The following is a 16,036-nucleotide window of genomic DNA, read 5'->3' on the forward strand; positions in this document are numbered from 1 at the left end:
CGTATCCGGTCGTACGTTGCGGAGCGGTCAGGCGTCCTTGGCCAGCCATTCCTCAAGATACTTGATGGTGTAGCCGCCATCGAGAAACGTCGGATCGTTGAGCAGGCGCTGGTGCAGCGGGATCGAGGTCTTGACCCCGTCGATCACCATTTCTTCCAGCGCGCGCCGAAGGCGCATGATGCAGCCTTCGCGGGTGCGGCCGTAGACGATCAGCTTGGCGATCATCGAGTCATAGTACGGCGGGATCTTGTATCCGGCATAAAGCCCGGAATCGACGCGCACGTGCATTCCGCCCGCCGCATGGTAGCTCTTCACCAGGCCCGGCGAGGGGGCGAAGGTGAAGGGGTCTTCCGCGTTGATGCGGCATTCGATGGCGTGGCCCTTGAACTCGATCTCGTCCTGCTTGACCGACAGCGGCTTGCCGTCGGCGATGCGGATCTGTTCGCGGACCAGATCGACGCCGGTAATCGCTTCGGTCACCGGGTGTTCGACCTGCAGGCGGGTGTTCATCTCGATGAAGTAGAACTCGCCGTTTTCCCACAGGAACTCGATCGTGCCCGCGCCGCGATAGCCCATGTCGGCCATCGCCTTGGCGACGACGCCGCCCATGCGGTCGCGCTCGGCGGCGGAGATGACGGGCGAGGGCGCTTCTTCGAGCACCTTCTGGTGGCGGCGCTGCAGCGAACAATCGCGTTCGCCCAGGTGGATGGCCTGGCCGTTGCCGTCGCCGAAAATCTGGAATTCGATGTGGCGCGGGTTGCCGAGGTACTTTTCGATGTAGACCGTGGCATCGCCGAACGCGGCCTTGGCTTCGCTGCCGGCCTGCTGGATCAGCGTCTCGAGCTGGTCGGGGCTGGTGCAGACCTTCATGCCGCGCCCGCCGCCGCCCGATGCGGCCTTGATGATCACGGGATAGCCCGCTGCCTCGGCGATCGCCTTGGCTTCCTCGACGTCCGAGACCGCGCCGTCGGACCCCGGCACGAGCGGCAGGCCGAGCGCGCCGGCGGTGCGCTTGGCCTCGATCTTGTCGCCCATCGTGCGGATGTGTTCGGGCTTGGGGCCGATCCAGATCAGCCCGTGCGCCTCGACGATCTCGGCGAACTTGGCGTTTTCGGAAAGGAAGCCGTAGCCCGGGTGGATCGCGTCGGCGCCGGTGATCTCGGCCGCCGAGATGATCGCCGCGACGTTGAGGTAGCTGTCCTTGGCCGCGGGCGGGCCGATGCAGACCGCCTGGTCGGCGAGGCGGACGTGCATGGCATCGGCATCGGCGGTGGAGTGGACCGCCACCGTTTCGATGCCCATTTCGTGCGCGGCGCGGTGGATGCGCAGCGCGATCTCGCCGCGGTTGGCGATCAGCAGGCGCTTGATGGCCATTCGGGCGGCCTTACGCGATCACGATCAGCGGCTGGTCGAATTCGACCGGCTGCGCGTTCTCGACGAGGATCGCCTTGACCGTGCCGGCGGCAGGCGCGGTGATCGCGTTCATCACCTTCATCGCCTCGATGATCAGCAGGGTTTCGCCCGCCTTCACGCTCTGTCCGACCGAGACGAAGTTCGGCGCGCCGGGTTCGGCGGCGAGGTAGGCCGTGCCGACCATCGGCGACTTGATCGCGTTGGCGTGGTCCGCCGCGGGCGCGGTTTCGGCAGCAGCGGCCGGCGCGGCGGCGGGGGCCGGCGCTGCGGCCGGCGCGGGCGCGGCATAGGCGACCGGCGCGGCGGCGGCGGTCAGCGTGCGCGCGACGCGGATCTTGCGGTCGCCGTCCTCGACCTCGATTTCGGAAAGGCCGGTGTCGGCCAGCAGCTCGGCGAGTTCGCGCACCAGCGCGCTGTCGATCGCCATGGTGCCGGCGTTGTCGGACCGGCCCTGGTCGCCGCGGTCGTTACCCATGTTCTGTCCTCGCGGGATTGGTGAATTCAAGCTGCGCGCCATGCCCGCGCTTGTCCCTAGTGGCAAGAGAAAGCGCTGTCCGTCGGGTGGAAAACTCGTGTCGACCCGGGTTTTCAGAGCCGCGCGGCCGCCTCGAGCGCGAGCAGGTAGCCGGTCGCGCCGAACCCGGCGATCGTGCCCTTCGCCGCCATGCCGACGTAGGACTTGTGTCGGAAACCCTCGCGCGCGTGCGGGTTCGAGAGGTGAACCTCGATCACCGGGGTGCGGATCGCCTTGATCGCATCGTGGAGCGCGATCGAGGTGTGGGTATAGGCGCCGGCGTTGAGCAGCACCGCCTGTGCCCCGGTGGCCTGCGCTTCATGCATCCAGTCGACGAGGTGGCCTTCGTGGTTCGACTGGCGCATGTCGATCTCGAGATCGAGCTCGCGGGCGCGGTCCTCGAGCAGCCCGGCGATGTCGTCGAGCGTCTGCGTGCCGTAGATCTCGGGCTCGCGCAGGCCGAGCAGGTTGAGGTTGGGCCCGTTGAGAACGTAGACGGTCTGGGTCACGAAGCGATCACCTTGCTGGCGCGAATAAGCGGGGGCGCTTCTTCGCACCGCTGCCGTCGCCGCGCAAGTTCAGCCGTTGGGGATGACCGGGGCGGGCGGCGGGGCGACGCCGTTCTGGAACTGCGGATCCTCGCTCGTCGGGTCGGTAACCTGGTTGACGTCGGGATCGGGCTCGGGGAACGCGTCGTTGCTGACGTAAGGATTGGGCGCGGCGTGGCGGGCCATTTCCTCGGCGCTCCTGGCGCGCTTCTCGGCCGCCTCGGCGCGCTGCTCGACCGCGGTGAGGCGCTGTTCGAGCGCTGCGACGCGATCATCCTGCGGCGCGCGGTTGCACCCCGAGAGCAGCATCGCGACCGCGAGGCCCGCCAAGGCACTGCGCAGGGCGGGGAACCGGGGGCCGGTTGAACGCGGCAAGAGGCGGCGGCTGTCCATCGTGCGGACGGGTCTAGCAGGAAAAAGTTACCTGAAACTAACCAGGCTTCGTCACCCCCTGAGGAGATTTGCCGAGGCAGAGGTCACGGCCGCGCCTGCGCCTTTCCCCATTGGCGCGCGACGGTATAGCCGACGTACCCCGTGCCGAACAGCGCGTAGAGCGGTTCGGGCAGCCCGTTGAAGTAGGCGCTCATCGCCCTGGTCACGGCAGCGGCGAGGTCGGGGCGAACCGCGGCGAGCAGGCCCAGCGGGATCGACCACAGGATGAGGCCATACATGACGTAGAGAAACGTCGGTCGCGCGCGTTCGACCCAGACGTCGCGCGGAACGGCGCAGGAGCTCTCCGAGGTTGCAAGTCGGTCACCAGACATCGCGTGCTTTCCGATCGAACACAGGATGTCGTCCCACATATTCGCGACGAGATCTGTAGGAAAATAAAAACGCGTTCAATTCCAGACATGTCAGGGTTCGACTGTCGCAGCGGCGCCCCGTCCGGGTTGATCGCTGCCGGGAGCTATGATCTTCTTGAGGCCCGGGACGTTCGCAATCGGGAATCGGCAAGGGAAAGCCGCCGGTTCCGCAGCCATTTGTGGCAGGACGGAGCGAAGGCCATGGCAAATCCGCAAAAGTATCAGGATTACAATGCGTCGTGTGGCCCGCCGGTGTGGCCGGCGCCCCCCGGCGAGGCGCCGAGGACGTTCGAGATCGGGCTGGTGCTCGCGGGCGCGGTTTCGGCCGGGGCCTATATCGGCGGCGTGCTCGACTTCCTGTTCGAGGCGCTCGACGCCTACGAAGCCAAACGCCTGGAGGACATCGCTGCGGACAAGCCCGGCGCCGCCAAGCGGCACCGCGTGGTGGTCCAGGTCATCAGCGGGGCTTCGGCCGGCGGCATGTCGGGAGCGATGTTCGCCGCCGCCGCGCAGCGGCGCTTCCCGCACGTGACCGGGTGGCCTGCGCCAAACACCGCGACCGGCAATCCTTTCTATGCCGGCTGGGTCGAAGGGGTCGACATGGACCGGCTGCTGGGCCTTCGCGACCTCGCCGAGTTCGAAGGGCCGCCGCGCTCGCTGCTCGACTGCACCGCGCTCGACGAGGCGCGCGACCAGATCCTGTCGTTTCCGCAGCGGGCCGGCGCCGGCTTCCAGATCTGCGACCGGACCTGGCTGGACGACCGGCTCAAGCTGTGCTTCACCATCACCAACCTGCGCGGCGTTCCCTACAGCTTCGACTTCGACGGCAATGCCGGGGCGAGCTATGCGATGACCAGCCACGCGGACCTTGCCCGGTTCAGCGTGAAGCTGCGCGGCAACACCGAGGCGCGGGCCGACGAGGTCAACCTCTGCCGCGAGGCGCGGCTGGACGATCCGGCATGGCAGATGCTGGGCGAGGCGGCGCTCGCCACGGGATCGTTCCCGCTGGCCTTGCGCGCGCGCACGATCGTGCCGCTGAAGGGCCTGTTCGACGCAACCTTCTTCCCCGACCACGCCCAGATTTCCTGCCCGGTGGCGGGAGAGCCGAGCGGGATCGACTACCGCGTCGACGGACGCGTGCGGCACCTCGTCGACGACCGTGGCGCGATCGCCGGGTACAGCTACGCCTCGGCCGACGGCGGGGTGATCGACAACGAGCCGCTCGAATGGGCGCGGGTCGAGCTTGCGGGGATCCTCGGGCGCAATCCGCGCGACGCGGCCAAGGCGTGCCGCGCGCTGATCATGGTCGACCCGTTCCCGGATTCACCGGCGGTCAAGGCACGCCTTGCTGCGCAGGAGGCTCCTGCCTGCGCGGCGAAGGCCGGCCAGGCGACGGGCAGGAAGGACGCTTTTGCCCGCGCCGAGGACGAGACCCTGATATCGCTGGCGGGCGGAGTGATCGCGGCGATGAAGAACCAAGGGCGGTTCCATCCCGAGGACGTGCGGCTGGCGCTCGACAGCACCGTCTACAGCCGGTTCATCATCAGCCCGAGCGGGCGCGACCGGCCCCAGAGCGCAGGTGGCGGCAACTATACGGGCGGGGCGGCGCTGGCGAGCGGCGCGCTCGGCGGGTTTTCCGGCTTCCTCAGCAAAGCCTATCGCCACCACGACTTCATGCTGGGGCGGGAGAACTGCCGCTCGTTCCTCGAGACGTACTTCCGCATCCCGGTGGTCGACAATCAGGGGGCGCGGACCTGGTTGTTCGAGGAGGAACCGGAGACGATGGAGGGCGACAGCGCGCGGGGGCGGGCAATCGTTCCGCTCTACGTGTCCTCGCCGCGCGCGGAGAAGCCGGACTGGCCGGTCGATGCCTGCGATGTCGCGCAACTGCGCAAGCCGATCGAACGGCGCATCCGCGCGGTCGTCTCGCGGAGCGTTGCCACCCTTGGCCCGGGAGGCGGCAAGGCCATCTTCGATATGGGGTGGGGCGCATTCGGCGGCTGGGCGTCGCGGAAGGCGGCGAAGAGTGCTGCTGCAACCATCGAGCAGGCGCTGTGCGAACACCGCCTGCTGAGCGAGGAGGGATTGCCGCGCTGACATCGCGTTCGCCGCATCGCGCGCCATCGGCTTCCCCTCGATGCCGGTGGGACCGCGCCAGCGCATCGTTGCACCTTCCAAAAAGGCGCAAGTGAGGTTCGACAAGGAAGGCGGGAACAAGATATGGTGCAAGGCGTTGTCGGCCGAAACAATAGTCGCGGACGTAACCGGTGAACCTTGCAGACGCCTGGCTCTTGCCTTCGTGGAAATCGGCCCGTCCGCTGATCGCGGCGGACGAGCGGTTTCGCGAACTGTTCGTCGATCTCGGCCCGGCAATGCCGCGCGACATTCTATGCGAGATCAGCCCGGTCTATCTCGAAGCCCTGTTGCAGACCTCGGTGCCGACATGGTTGCGTGCCCGCCTGACCATCGAGCGCGAGCGGCGTGCGCGCGGACCGCTGGCAAGCTTGCTGGGGCGCCTGCGCGAAAGTTTCGTACACGACATGCGGCGCAGGGTGCGCGCCCGGCGAGAGCCGGAGCGCGCCTCGCAGCAGCGCCCCGGCCTCTCCTGACGTCTCTCCCGACCGGGGCTCCAGTCAGAACTTGACGCTGCCCTCGACGCCGACGAGCCGACGCGTGCCCGGCGTGATGAACGAGCCGCCGAACTCGACCGCGGTGATGACCTCGTTGAGGTACTGCTTGTCGAACAGGTTGTTGGCGAAGACCGACAGGCTGAAGCGATCGGTCTGGAGCCCGGCACGCAGGTTGACGATGCCGAAGGCATCGCGCCGCGCGACGTCGTACTTGCCGTCGCCGACGAAGCTCGGCAGCGCCAGCGCCGAACCCGGAAGCAGACCCGAGAACAGCGTCGGGACCGACTGGTCCTGCACGGTGTGGAACCAGGTGGGGCCGGTCAGGCGGTAGTCGGCGCGCGTGAAGAAGCGCAGCGAATCGTTGATCGGCTGCTCGATCTCCATGCCGGCGTTGAAGGTGTAGTCGGCCGTGTAGGGCGACTTGTTGCCGACGGTGTAGGGGCGCGAGCCGTTCTTCTTGATCTCGCTGTCGGTGTAGTTGAACGAGCCGAACAGCTTGAACCCTTGCGTCGGCTTTACCGTGACGGTGGCTTCGATGCCCTTGAGGTCGACCCGGTCGATGTTCGAGACCACGCGCAGCAGGCCGAAGCTGCCGACGAAGAACTCGAAGAACTGCATGTCGTGGACCTGGGTGTAGTAGCCCGCGAGATCGAAGGTCAGCTTGCCATCGAGCAGGTTGCCCTTGAGCCCGGCTTCCCACGCGCTCGACCATTCCTTCTTGTACTGGTCGTTGACGGTGACGTCGGCGCCGAAGAAGTTGACGAAGCTGTCCTTGATCAGCTGCGCCGAGCCCTGGTTGTTGAAGCCGCCCGATTTGAAGCCGATGCCCCAGTTGGCATAGAGGTTGAGGTCGCTGGTCGGCCGGTAGCTGAGCGTGACCTTGGGCTCGAACTGTTCGAAGCGGGCGTGCTTGTCCTTGAGCGCGCCGAACGCCCGGCCGGGGTTGATCGGACCGCCGGTGAACGGATCGGTGGCGGTGGGGACCAGCGAGGAGGACTTGCGGTCCTCGATATCGTAGCGGACGGCGACGCCCGCGTCGAACTGGTCGCTGGGCTTCCACTCGACCGAGCCGAATGCGGCATAGACGTTGGTCTTGAACCGGTCGGCCAGCAGCAGCGTGGTCGGGTTGTCCGAATCCGGCGCGTTGTAGAGCTGCTTGATCACGCCGTTGCCGGTATCGGCCCCCAGGCTGACGCCGACGGTGCGCTTGATGTGCAGGTAGTAGCCGCCGAGCTGCCAGTTGATCGTCCCCGCATCGCCGATCAGGCGCCATTCGGTGCTGATGTCCTGCTGCTTGCGCACCTGGTACTGGGTGCCGTCGCAGGTGGTGGGGCTGTAGGGGCCGAAGGTCGAACCGGTGGCCGGCGCGAAGATAAACGGCACCGGGATCTGGCCGATGAAGCCGGGCGCGTTGACCTTGTAGCCGGTGAGCGCGGCGGTGCTGGCGAAGCAGGCGTCGACCGCGCCCTGGGCGCGCGCATCCTTGGCGCTGAGGAAGCGGCCGAAGTCCGCCGAGGTGCCGTCGGCGACGAGATCCTGGTTGACGTTCGAATAGAGCGCCCAGCCGACCAGCTTGAGGCTGTCGGAGAATTCATGGTCGAGCTTGATCGAGGCGTCGAAGCTGGTCTGGTCGTTGGTCGGGCGGATGTTGCTGTAGAAGTTGAACGGGTGCTTGTTGACGTCCTCGTAGAAGGCGCCGCCGAAGTTGGGCAGGTGGAAGGCGGCGTTGAACGGCAGCGAGGCGCCGTGGAATTCGCCGTAGCGGGCCTTGAGGTCGAGCTGGGTGGCGCTGCCTTCTCCGACGAGGACGCGCCCGTCGACCGCCCAGTTCTCCTTGTCGTCCACCGTCTTCGAATTGGTGAAGACGTTCTCGTAGAAGCCTTCGGTCTTGTAGTAGTAGCCCGAGAGCACGAAGCCGGCGCCGCTGCCGAGCGGCCCCGCCACGTGCGCGCTCGCTTCCCAGGTGTTGTAGTCGGCATAGGAGAGCTTGGCCGCGCCGCTGAGCGTGTCGGTGGGTTTCATCGTCTGGATGACGATCGCGCCGGCGGCGGCGTTGCGGCCATAGAGCGCGCCCTGCGGCCCTTTGAGCATCTCGACCTGGCTGATCGTGCCCTGCGGCTGGTTCAATTGCGCGGTGTTGGTCTTGAGGATGCCGTCGACGATCAGGGCGACCGAGCTTTCGGCATCGCGCGCGCCGTTGATGCCGCGGATGTTGATCTGGGTGTCGCCCGCTTCGGCGGTGCCGGTGACGATGGTGACGCCGGGGGTCAGGCGCACGAAGTCTTCCGCCTTGACCGCGCCGGTGCGGGCGAGCGCATCGGCGGTGAGCACCGCGACCGAGGCCGGCACGTCCTGCAGGCGTTCGTTCTGGCGGCGGGCGGTGACGATGATGCCGCCGTCGTCGGTCGGCGCGGCGGCGTCGGCCTGCGGCGCTTCCTGCGCATGGGCAGGTGCGGTGATCCCGGCGAGAGCCGAGGCGGCGAGAAGGGTCCAGTGGGAACGGCGCATCGTAAACTCCCTGTTCTGGGCCCCCTTGGTGAAGGAGGCCTTCCACCCGCCGCGCCTTTTTTATGCCCCCATGGCCAACGCGGCTTGATGAGTTGGGATCGTATTGTATACAAATATGGAAGGTCAAGTTCTTTGGAGTGATCCGTGTCCCGCGCTTCCGACCGCGCTTACGAGGCCATTCGCAGCATGATCCTGTCGGGAGAACTCCCGGCGGGCGCGCAGCTTGCGGAAGAGGCGCTGGCGGAGAAATGCGGCGTTTCCCGGACCCCGGTGCGCGAGGCGCTGCGGCGGCTGGAATCCGATCTTCTGGTCACCCGCACGGACACCCAGCGCAGCTTCGTGGCGGACTGGTCGATCGACGATGTGGCCGATGCCTTCGAACTGCGCGCGATGCTGGAAGGCAAGGCGGCGCGGCGCGCGGCGGAGCGGATGACGGACCAGGCGCTCGAACGCATGTGTGTGGCGAATCGGCAGATCGGCGCGGCGGTACGCAAGGGTGTGCCCGACGTCGTCGGCTTCCTCGAGGGTAATCGCGATTTCCACGCGATCATCCTCGAAGTTGCAGCCTCGCGGCGGCTGGCGGCCCTGCTTGGCACGCTGATCGAGCAGCCGGTGGTGTGGCGCACGGCGCACCATTACAGCCACGAGGCACTGCGCCGCTCGCACGGCGAGCACGAGGAACTGATCGCCGCCTTCGCGCGCCGCGACGGGGCCTGGGCCGAGGCGATCATGACCGGGCACATCCTGCGCGCCTACCATGCCTATGCCGACGCCCACCGTGGCCTTGCCGAGCAGGGCGTCATCCGGGAAGCTGCTGAGTAATGTATACAGAATCAATCGAAATGGTCGAAGTTGCCCCGCGGGACGGGTTGCAGAACGAGAAGGCGCTCGTCTCGACCGCCGACAAGCTTGCGCTCGTCGAGCGCGCGATCGCCGCGGGCAGCCGACGGATCGAGGTGACGAGCTTCGTCAACCCCAAGGCCGTGCCGCAGATGGCCGATGCCGAAGCGGTGTGCGAAGGCCTGCCTGAGCGCGACGACGTGACCTACATCGGCCTGGTGATGAATGCGCGCGGTGCCGGGCGCGCGCTGGCGACCGGCCGCATCGACCAGCTCGGCGCCGTGTCGGTTGCGACCGATACCTTTGCGATGGCCAACCAGGGCCAGACCAGCGACGGTTCGGTCGAGGCCGCGAAAGAGATCATCACGATGGCGCGCGAGGCGGGCAAGACCGGCCAGGTGACCATCGCCGCATCGTTCGGCTGCCCGTTCGAAGGCGAGGTGGCCGAGGAGCGGATCGTCGCGATGGCGGTTGCGCTGGCCGAAGCGGGCCCGGTGGAGATTGGGCTCGCCGACACGATCGGCGTCGGCAATCCGGCGCACGTCACCTCGCTGGTGGGCAAGGTGCGCGCTGCGGTCCCCCACGTGCCGGTGCGCGTCCACTTCCACAACACGCGCGGCACGGGCCTCGCCAACGTCTGGGCAGCGGTGCTGGCCGGCGCGGTGACGGTCGATGCCGCGATCGGCGGCCTGGGCGGCTGCCCGTTCGCACCGGGCGCGGCGGGCAACGTGTCCACCGAAGATGTCGTCTACATGCTCGAGCGCGCCGGGGTGCGCACGGGCCTTGATCTTACGAGCCTGGTTTCGGCCAATCACTGGCTGGGCGAGGTGATGCAGCGTTCCCTGCCGGGGATGGTGGCGAAAGCGCCGTCGTTCCCGAAGCAGGCTTGAGAAAAAGGGGTCTCAGATCGATGGGTTACCGGCTTGGCGTGGACGTCGGCGGCACGTTTACCGACCTCCTGCTGTTCGATACCGACACGGGCGCGTTCTGGCGGCACAAGACGCCATCGACCCCGCACGACAGTTCCGAGGGCATCCTCAACGGTGTGACCGCGATCTGCGAAAAGGCGGGGATCGGCGCGGGCGCGATCGACTATTTCCTGCACGGCACGACGGTTGCCACCAACGCGGTGCTTGAAGGGAAGGGCGCGCGCGTCGGCCTCGTGACCACGGAGGGCTATCGCGACATCATGCAGATCGCCCGCAGCTATGTGCCGGGCGGGCTGGCCGCGTGGATCATCTGGCCCAAGCCGCAGCCGCTGGCCGCGCTTGAGGATACCGTCACGGTCAAGGGCCGCATGAACGCCGAAGGCCACGAAGTGCGCCCGCTCGACGAAGCCGATGTGCGCTTCCAGCTCAACCGGCTGAAGGACAACGGCGTTGAGGCCGTGACCGTCAGCCTGATCAACGCCTATGCCAATGGCGCGCACGAAGCGCGGATCGGCGAACTGGTGGCCGAAGTGCTGCCGGGCGTGCCGGTGTCGCTCTCCCACGAAGTCCTGCCCGAAATGCAGGAATACGAACGTACGCTGACCACGGTGGCCAACGCTTCGGTCCGGCCGGTCGTGGGCAAGTACGTGTCCAACCTGCGCAACCGGCTCGCCAGCGAAGGGATGACCGGCAAGCTCTCGCTGCTGCGGTCCGACGGCGGGCTGATGAGCGCGCAGAAGGCCGAGGAGCACCCGGTCAACATCCTGATGTCGGGTCCCGCCGGCGGCGTGACCGGCGCGATCTGGGTGGGCCGCAATGCGGGCATCAAGAATATCCTCACGCTCGACGTCGGCGGCACCAGCACCGACGTCGCGCTGATCGAAAACCTCGAACCGCGCCGCCAGCGCACCACCGAGGTCGGCCATCTTTCCGTCCGCGCCTCGGCGCTCGACGTGAAGACCGTCGGCGCGGGCGGCGGTTCGATCGCTTATGTTCCTGAGCTGACAAGAGCCCTTCGGGTCGGGCCGCAGAGCGCAGGAGCGGTGCCGGGGCCGGTCGCCTATGGAAAGGGCGGCACGGCCCCCACCGTCACCGATGCCAATGTCGTTCTGGGATATCTGCCGGAGAACCTGCTGGGAGGGACGTTCAAGCTCGACCGTGAAGGCGCCAAGGCAGCGGTGCAGACCGTGGCCGATGCGCTGGGCATCGACCTGATGGCTGCCGCGCGCGGGATCATCGACATCGTCAACGAGAACATGTTCGGCGCGCTGCGCATGATTTCGGTGCAGCAGGGTTATGACCCGCGCGACTTCGCGGTGATGGGCTTCGGCGGTGCCGGGCCGCTGCATGTCAACGCGGTGGCGAGGCTGATGGGCAGCTGGCCTGCGGTTTCGCCGGTTTCGCCGGGCGTACTCTGCGCGCTGGGCGATGCGACGACGCGGATGCGCACCGAAACCGCGCGGTCGTGGTCGCGCCTCGCAAAGGATACGAAGGCGGAGGACCTCGTCGCCGTGCTCGACGAGATGGCGACGCAGGTGAAAGGCGAGTTGCTGAGCGACGGCGTGTCCGAAGCCGAGATCACCACCGCTTTCGAGGTCGATGTGCGCTACGCCGGGCAAGCCTTCGAGGTGCCGCTGACGATCACCGCCGAGGCGCTCGCCGGCGAGGGCATTTCCGGCGTGCTGGCGCGCTTCGATGAAGAGCACAAGCGGCTGTTCACCTTCAACATGGACACCCCGCACGAGATCGTGAACCTGCGCGCCGTGGCGCTGGGCCGTGCGCTCGACCTGCCGGCGGCGGAGCTGGAGAAGGGCGATGGCGATCCGTCCGCCGCCAAGATCCGCGACCATGTGCTTTGGATGGACGGGCGCGAGCAGGCGGCGGTGATCTATGACCGCGCGAAGCTGCGCGCCGGGGACGTGATCCCCGGCCCTGCGATCGTGTGCGAAATGGATTCGACCACGCTGATCGAGAGCGGCTGCGTCGCCACCGTCGACCATGTCGGCAACATCCTGATCAATCTGGCCTGACGAAAGGGACAAAACCATGCCTGCCACCATCGTCCAGACCAATTCCACCCCGTTCGAGACCGTCGCGATCGATCCGGTGACGCTCGACATCATCGAGAACGCGCTGCGCAACGCGCGCGTCGAGATGGACGCCACGCTTGTGCGCACGGCGATGTCGCCGGGCATCCGCGAGCAGGGAGACGCCTTTCCGCTGATCGCCGATCCCGAAGGCCGCATGATCGTCGGCCAGTTCGGCAGCTTCATCGGCGGCTTCCTCAAGAACTACGAAGGCACGCTCGAGGACGGGGACATGATCTTCCTGTCCGACCCGTACTCGGTCGACGGCGCGATCAGCCATTCGAACGACTGGCTGGTGCTGCTGCCGGTGTTCAAGGACGGACGCCTGATCGCTTATACCTCGATGTTCGGCCACCAGAGCGACATCGGCGGCAAGGTCGTCGGCTCGATGCCGATCAACGCGCGCTCGATCTACGAGGAAGGCGTGCGCATCCCCCCGGTGAAGATCTGGAAGAAGGGGGAATACAACGAAGACCTGATGAAGCTGGTCATGCACCAGACGCGCAAGGCGGACTGGTGCGCGGCGGACCTCAACGCGCTGATCGCATCGTGCCGCGTCGCCGCGCGCCGGGTGATCGAGATGGCGAACCGCTTCGGCGACGATGTCTATGTCTCGGCCACGCAGGAACTGCTGGCGCGCAACCACCGCGCGATGAAGACGCTGCTGTCGCAAGCGGTGAGCGAGGAGCCGGTGAGCTTCGAGGACTACATCTGCGACGACGGCATGGGGTATGGCCCGTACCGCATCAAGTGCACGATGTGGCGCGAAGGCGAGAAGGTGATCCTCGACTTCGACGGCACCGATCCGCAGTCTTCGGCGTCGATCAACTTCTTCCTGAACGAGAACATGTTCAAGATGTTCTTCGGCATCTACATGATCATGGTCTTCGACCCGATGATCCTGTTCAACGACGGGTTCTATGACCTGATCGACGTGCGCATCCCCGAAGGATCGCTGCTGAAGCCGAAGTTTCCCGCCGCGCTTTCGGGTCGCACCCATGCGCTGGGCCGCATCTTCGACATCCTTGGCGGGCTGCTGGGACAGAAGACGCCGGAATTCCTCAATGCCGCCGGCTTTTCGTCGAGCCCGCACCTGTTCTATTCGGGCTACGACCAGCGGCCGGGCAAGGGCAATGCCTGGTTCCAGCTGTTCCAGATCGGCTTCGGCGGCATTCCCGGGCGGCCGCTGGGCGACGGGCCGGACGGCCATTCGCTGTGGCCGGGCTTCACCAACGTGCCCAACGAGTTCCTAGAGCGCTATTTCCCGATGATGATCGAGCGCTACGAAACCGAGCCGGATTCGGGCGGGGCGGGGCTGCATCGCGGCGGCAACGGCATCCACATGACCTACCGCTTCCTGTCGCCCGGTACGATCTCGATCCACGACGACCGCTGGTTCGTGCCGCCCTGGGGCGTCAACGGCGGTGAGCCGGGCAAGCGGGCGAAGAAGCTGCTCGAAAAGGCCGACGGCACGATGACGATCATCGGCAACAAGGTCGAGGACGTTGACGTGGAGGTGGGCGACCAGCTGCACTTCGTCACCTGGGGCGGGGGCGGCTGGGGCGACCCGCTCGAGCGTGATCCCGCGCTGGTGGCCAAGGAGATCACGCAAGGTCTCGTGACGGTCGATGGCGCGCGCGCTTACGGCGTGGTCATTGCGGCCGACGGCGGCGTCGACGCGGCAGCGACCCAAGCGCTCCGCAGCGAACTTCGCGCATCCCGCGGCGCACTCCCCGTCTTCAACACCGGCCCCGGCATCGAGGCCCTGCGCGCTGCGTGCGAGGCCGAGACCGGACTTGCCGCTCCGATCCAGCCTCAATGGCCGCATCTCGAAGCGGCGGAGTGACCATGAACAACGGTGCATTGAAGGACATTCGCGTCGTCGAACTGGGCCAGCTGCTGGCGGGCCCGTTCTGCGGCCAGTTGCTGGGCGACATGGGCGCGGACGTGATCAAGGTGGAGCCGCCCGTAACCGGCGATCCCATGCGCGAATGGGGGCAGGGCGCCGAAAAGGTGCAGTGGGAGGTGATCGCCCGCAACAAGCGTTCGGTCAGCGCGAACCTGCGCGTGCCCGAAGGCCAGGCGCTGGTGAAGAAGCTGATCGCGCATGCCGACGTGCTGATCGAGAACTTCAAGCCCGGCACGCTGGAGAAGTGGGGGCTGGGGCCGGACGTGCTGCTCGCCGAATTCCCCCACCTGATCATCGCGCGCATGTCGGGCTATGGCCAAACCGGGCCCTATTCGGACCGGGCGGGCTTTGGCGGCATCGGCGAGGCGATGGGCGGCTGGCGCTACATCGTCGGCGAACCCGACCGCGCGCCCAGCCGCATGGGCGTGTCGATCGGCGATACGCTGACCGCGACCTATGGCTGCATGGGCGTGCTCGCCGCACTCCACGTCAAGGAAAAGACTGGCAAGGGGCAGGTCATCGACACCGCGCTCTACGAAAGCGTGCTGCAGGTGATGGAAGGGCTTGTGCCGGAATACGATCGCATGGGCCTGATCCGCGAACGGTCGGGATCGATCCTCAAGGGCATTGCGCCGTCCAACGTCTATCGCTGCAAGGACGGCGAGTTCATGATCGGGGCCAACAAGGATTCGCTGTGGAAGCGGCTGGCAACGGCGATGGGCCGGCCCGAACTGGGCGACGATCCGCGCTATGCGACGCATCTCGCCCGCGGCGAGAACCAGGACGAGCTCGATGCGCTGATCAACGAATGGACCGCCACGCTGACCATGGACGAGGTCGACGCGCTGATGATCGCGCATTCGATCCCGGCAGGCCGCGTGTATCGCGCGCCCGACATGCTCGCCGATCCGCACTTCCAGGCGCGCGAGGCGATCATCGAGGTTGAAACCGAGCGGTTCGGTCCGCTCAAGATGCAATCGAGCTTCCCCAAGTTCTCGGCAACGCCGAGCAGCGTGCGGCGGCCGGCGCCTTCGGTGGTCGGGCAGCACAACGCCGAAGTCTATGGCGAACTGCTCGGCCTGTCGGAAAGCGAGCTTGCCACGATGGCAGAGAAGGGTGTGATCTGATGGGGCAGGAGAGCGCCGACCTGGCCGAGAACTACGCGGGCGCCTTCGACGGGCGCCTGCCGTTCGGCCAGCGTCCGGCGCTGCTGCTGATCGATCTGGTCGAAGCCTACCTCCAGCCGGGCTCGCCGCTTTATGCCGGGATCGAGGACGCGCTGGCGAGTGCCGTGCGCATGACGGCCGCGGCGCGCGCGGCGCGCATTCCGATCGTGTTCACCAATGTCGAATACCAGCCGGGCGGCGCGGACGGCGGCGTCTTCTTCCGCAAGGTTCCGGCGCTCAAGGTGTTCGAGAAGGGATCGCCGCTGGGCGCCTTTCCCGCCGTGCTGGCGCCGCAGGACGGCGATATCGTCGTCACCAAGCGCTATGCCTCGGCCTTCTTTGCCACGCATCTTGCCGCGACGCTGACCTCGCTGGGCGTCGATACGGTGCTGGTCTGCGGCACGTCGACGTCCGGGTGCATCCGGGCGACGGCGCTCGATGCCTGCCAGAACGGCTTCCTGCCGTTCGTGGTGCGCGATGCCTGCGGCGACCGGCACCACGCCCCGCACGAGGCCAATCTGTTCGATCTTCAGGCCAAGTATGCCGAAGTGGTGAGCGAGGCCGAGGCGACCGCGCTGCTGGCCGCGATCGGGCGCTGATCGCGCGGCGCGTGGGGTCTTGCCGCGCCGGTAATTTGCGAGCCCCGTGACGATTGTTCTTTACAGTTAAGTCGATTGACCTAGCTTTTC

Annotated in this window: 14 protein-coding genes; 8 read left to right on the forward strand and 6 right to left on the reverse strand. The window is 66.9% G+C overall.

The annotated features are described in order from the left end of the window. Positions 1-27: 27 nt before the first annotated feature. The 5 genes from accC to K3A85_RS12095 all read right to left on the reverse strand — a co-directional run bounded on the left by accC (position 28) and on the right by K3A85_RS12095 (position 3,239). Complete coding sequence (accC, locus tag K3A85_RS12075) at positions 28-1,374, reverse strand: acetyl-CoA carboxylase biotin carboxylase subunit (RefSeq protein ID WP_225206777.1); 1,347 nt, start codon at positions 1,372-1,374, stop codon at positions 28-30. Between the two features lie 10 nt (positions 1,375-1,384). Beyond that, positions 1,385-1,888 carry an acetyl-CoA carboxylase biotin carboxyl carrier protein gene (gene accB, locus K3A85_RS12080; protein ID WP_225206778.1) on the reverse strand — a complete coding sequence of 168 codons (504 nt, stop codon included), beginning with the start codon at positions 1,886-1,888 and terminating at the stop codon, positions 1,385-1,387. Positions 1,889-2,001: 113 nt separating this feature from the next. Beyond that, positions 2,002-2,436 carry a type II 3-dehydroquinate dehydratase gene (gene aroQ, locus K3A85_RS12085; RefSeq protein ID WP_225206779.1) on the reverse strand — a complete coding sequence of 145 codons (435 nt, stop codon included), beginning with the start codon at positions 2,434-2,436 and terminating at the stop codon, positions 2,002-2,004. Between the two features lie 69 nt (positions 2,437-2,505). Next, positions 2,506-2,805, reverse strand: coding sequence for a carbohydrate porin (locus tag K3A85_RS12090; protein ID WP_225206780.1), 300 nt, complete (start codon positions 2,803-2,805; stop codon positions 2,506-2,508). Between the two features lie 146 nt (positions 2,806-2,951). Beyond that, positions 2,952-3,239 carry a 3TM-type holin gene (locus K3A85_RS12095; RefSeq protein WP_225206781.1) on the reverse strand — a complete coding sequence of 96 codons (288 nt, stop codon included), beginning with the start codon at positions 3,237-3,239 and terminating at the stop codon, positions 2,952-2,954. 240 nt (positions 3,240-3,479) lie between these two features. On the opposite strand from K3A85_RS12095, the gene K3A85_RS12100 reads away from it, so the two are divergent. Then, positions 3,480-5,375, forward strand: coding sequence for a patatin-like phospholipase family protein (locus K3A85_RS12100; protein ID WP_225206782.1), 1,896 nt, complete (start codon positions 3,480-3,482; stop codon positions 5,373-5,375). Positions 5,376-5,545: 170 nt separating this feature from the next. Beyond that, positions 5,546-5,887 carry a hypothetical protein gene (locus K3A85_RS12105; RefSeq protein WP_225206783.1) on the forward strand — a complete coding sequence of 114 codons (342 nt, stop codon included), beginning with the start codon at positions 5,546-5,548 and terminating at the stop codon, positions 5,885-5,887. Between the two features lie 24 nt (positions 5,888-5,911). Here the strand turns inward: K3A85_RS12105 and K3A85_RS12110 are convergent, their stop codons facing one another. Beyond that, the gene (locus K3A85_RS12110) at positions 5,912-8,416 is read right to left on the reverse strand and encodes a TonB-dependent receptor (RefSeq protein ID WP_225206784.1); all 2,505 of its coding nucleotides are present in this window, start codon (positions 8,414-8,416) and stop codon (positions 5,912-5,914) included. A gap of 144 nt (positions 8,417-8,560) precedes the next feature. On the opposite strand from K3A85_RS12110, the gene K3A85_RS12115 reads away from it, so the two are divergent. The 6 genes from K3A85_RS12115 to K3A85_RS12140 are packed head-to-tail and all read left to right on the forward strand — an operon-like array spanning position 8,561 to position 15,946. Then, entirely contained in the window at positions 8,561-9,238 is a 678-nt protein-coding gene (locus K3A85_RS12115) for a GntR family transcriptional regulator (RefSeq protein ID WP_225206785.1), read from the forward strand. Then, positions 9,238-10,146, forward strand: coding sequence for a hydroxymethylglutaryl-CoA lyase (locus K3A85_RS12120; protein WP_225206786.1), 909 nt, complete (start codon positions 9,238-9,240; stop codon positions 10,144-10,146). Before K3A85_RS12115 ends, K3A85_RS12120 begins: the two co-directional genes overlap by 1 nt. Before the next feature lie 20 nt (positions 10,147-10,166). Beyond that, positions 10,167-12,215 carry a hydantoinase/oxoprolinase family protein gene (locus tag K3A85_RS12125; protein ID WP_225206787.1) on the forward strand — a complete coding sequence of 683 codons (2,049 nt, stop codon included), beginning with the start codon at positions 10,167-10,169 and terminating at the stop codon, positions 12,213-12,215. A 16-nt stretch (positions 12,216-12,231) separates the two neighbouring features. Further along, complete coding sequence (locus tag K3A85_RS12130; RefSeq protein WP_225206788.1) at positions 12,232-14,118, forward strand: hydantoinase B/oxoprolinase family protein; 1,887 nt, start codon at positions 12,232-12,234, stop codon at positions 14,116-14,118. Positions 14,119-14,120: 2 nt separating this feature from the next. Then, the gene (locus tag K3A85_RS12135) at positions 14,121-15,308 is read left to right on the forward strand and encodes a CaiB/BaiF CoA transferase family protein (protein WP_225206789.1); all 1,188 of its coding nucleotides are present in this window, start codon (positions 14,121-14,123) and stop codon (positions 15,306-15,308) included. Beyond that, positions 15,308-15,946 (forward strand): N-carbamoylsarcosine amidohydrolase, encoded by a 639-nt coding sequence (locus tag K3A85_RS12140; RefSeq protein ID WP_225206790.1) that lies wholly within the window; start codon positions 15,308-15,310, stop codon positions 15,944-15,946. Before K3A85_RS12135 ends, K3A85_RS12140 begins: the two co-directional genes overlap by 1 nt. Positions 15,947-16,036: the final 90 nt, after the last annotated feature.

Origin of the sequence: Novosphingobium huizhouense (genome assembly GCF_020179475.1) — a bacterium.
GTDB classification, from domain to species: Bacteria; Pseudomonadota; Alphaproteobacteria; order Sphingomonadales; family Sphingomonadaceae; genus Novosphingobium; species Novosphingobium huizhouense.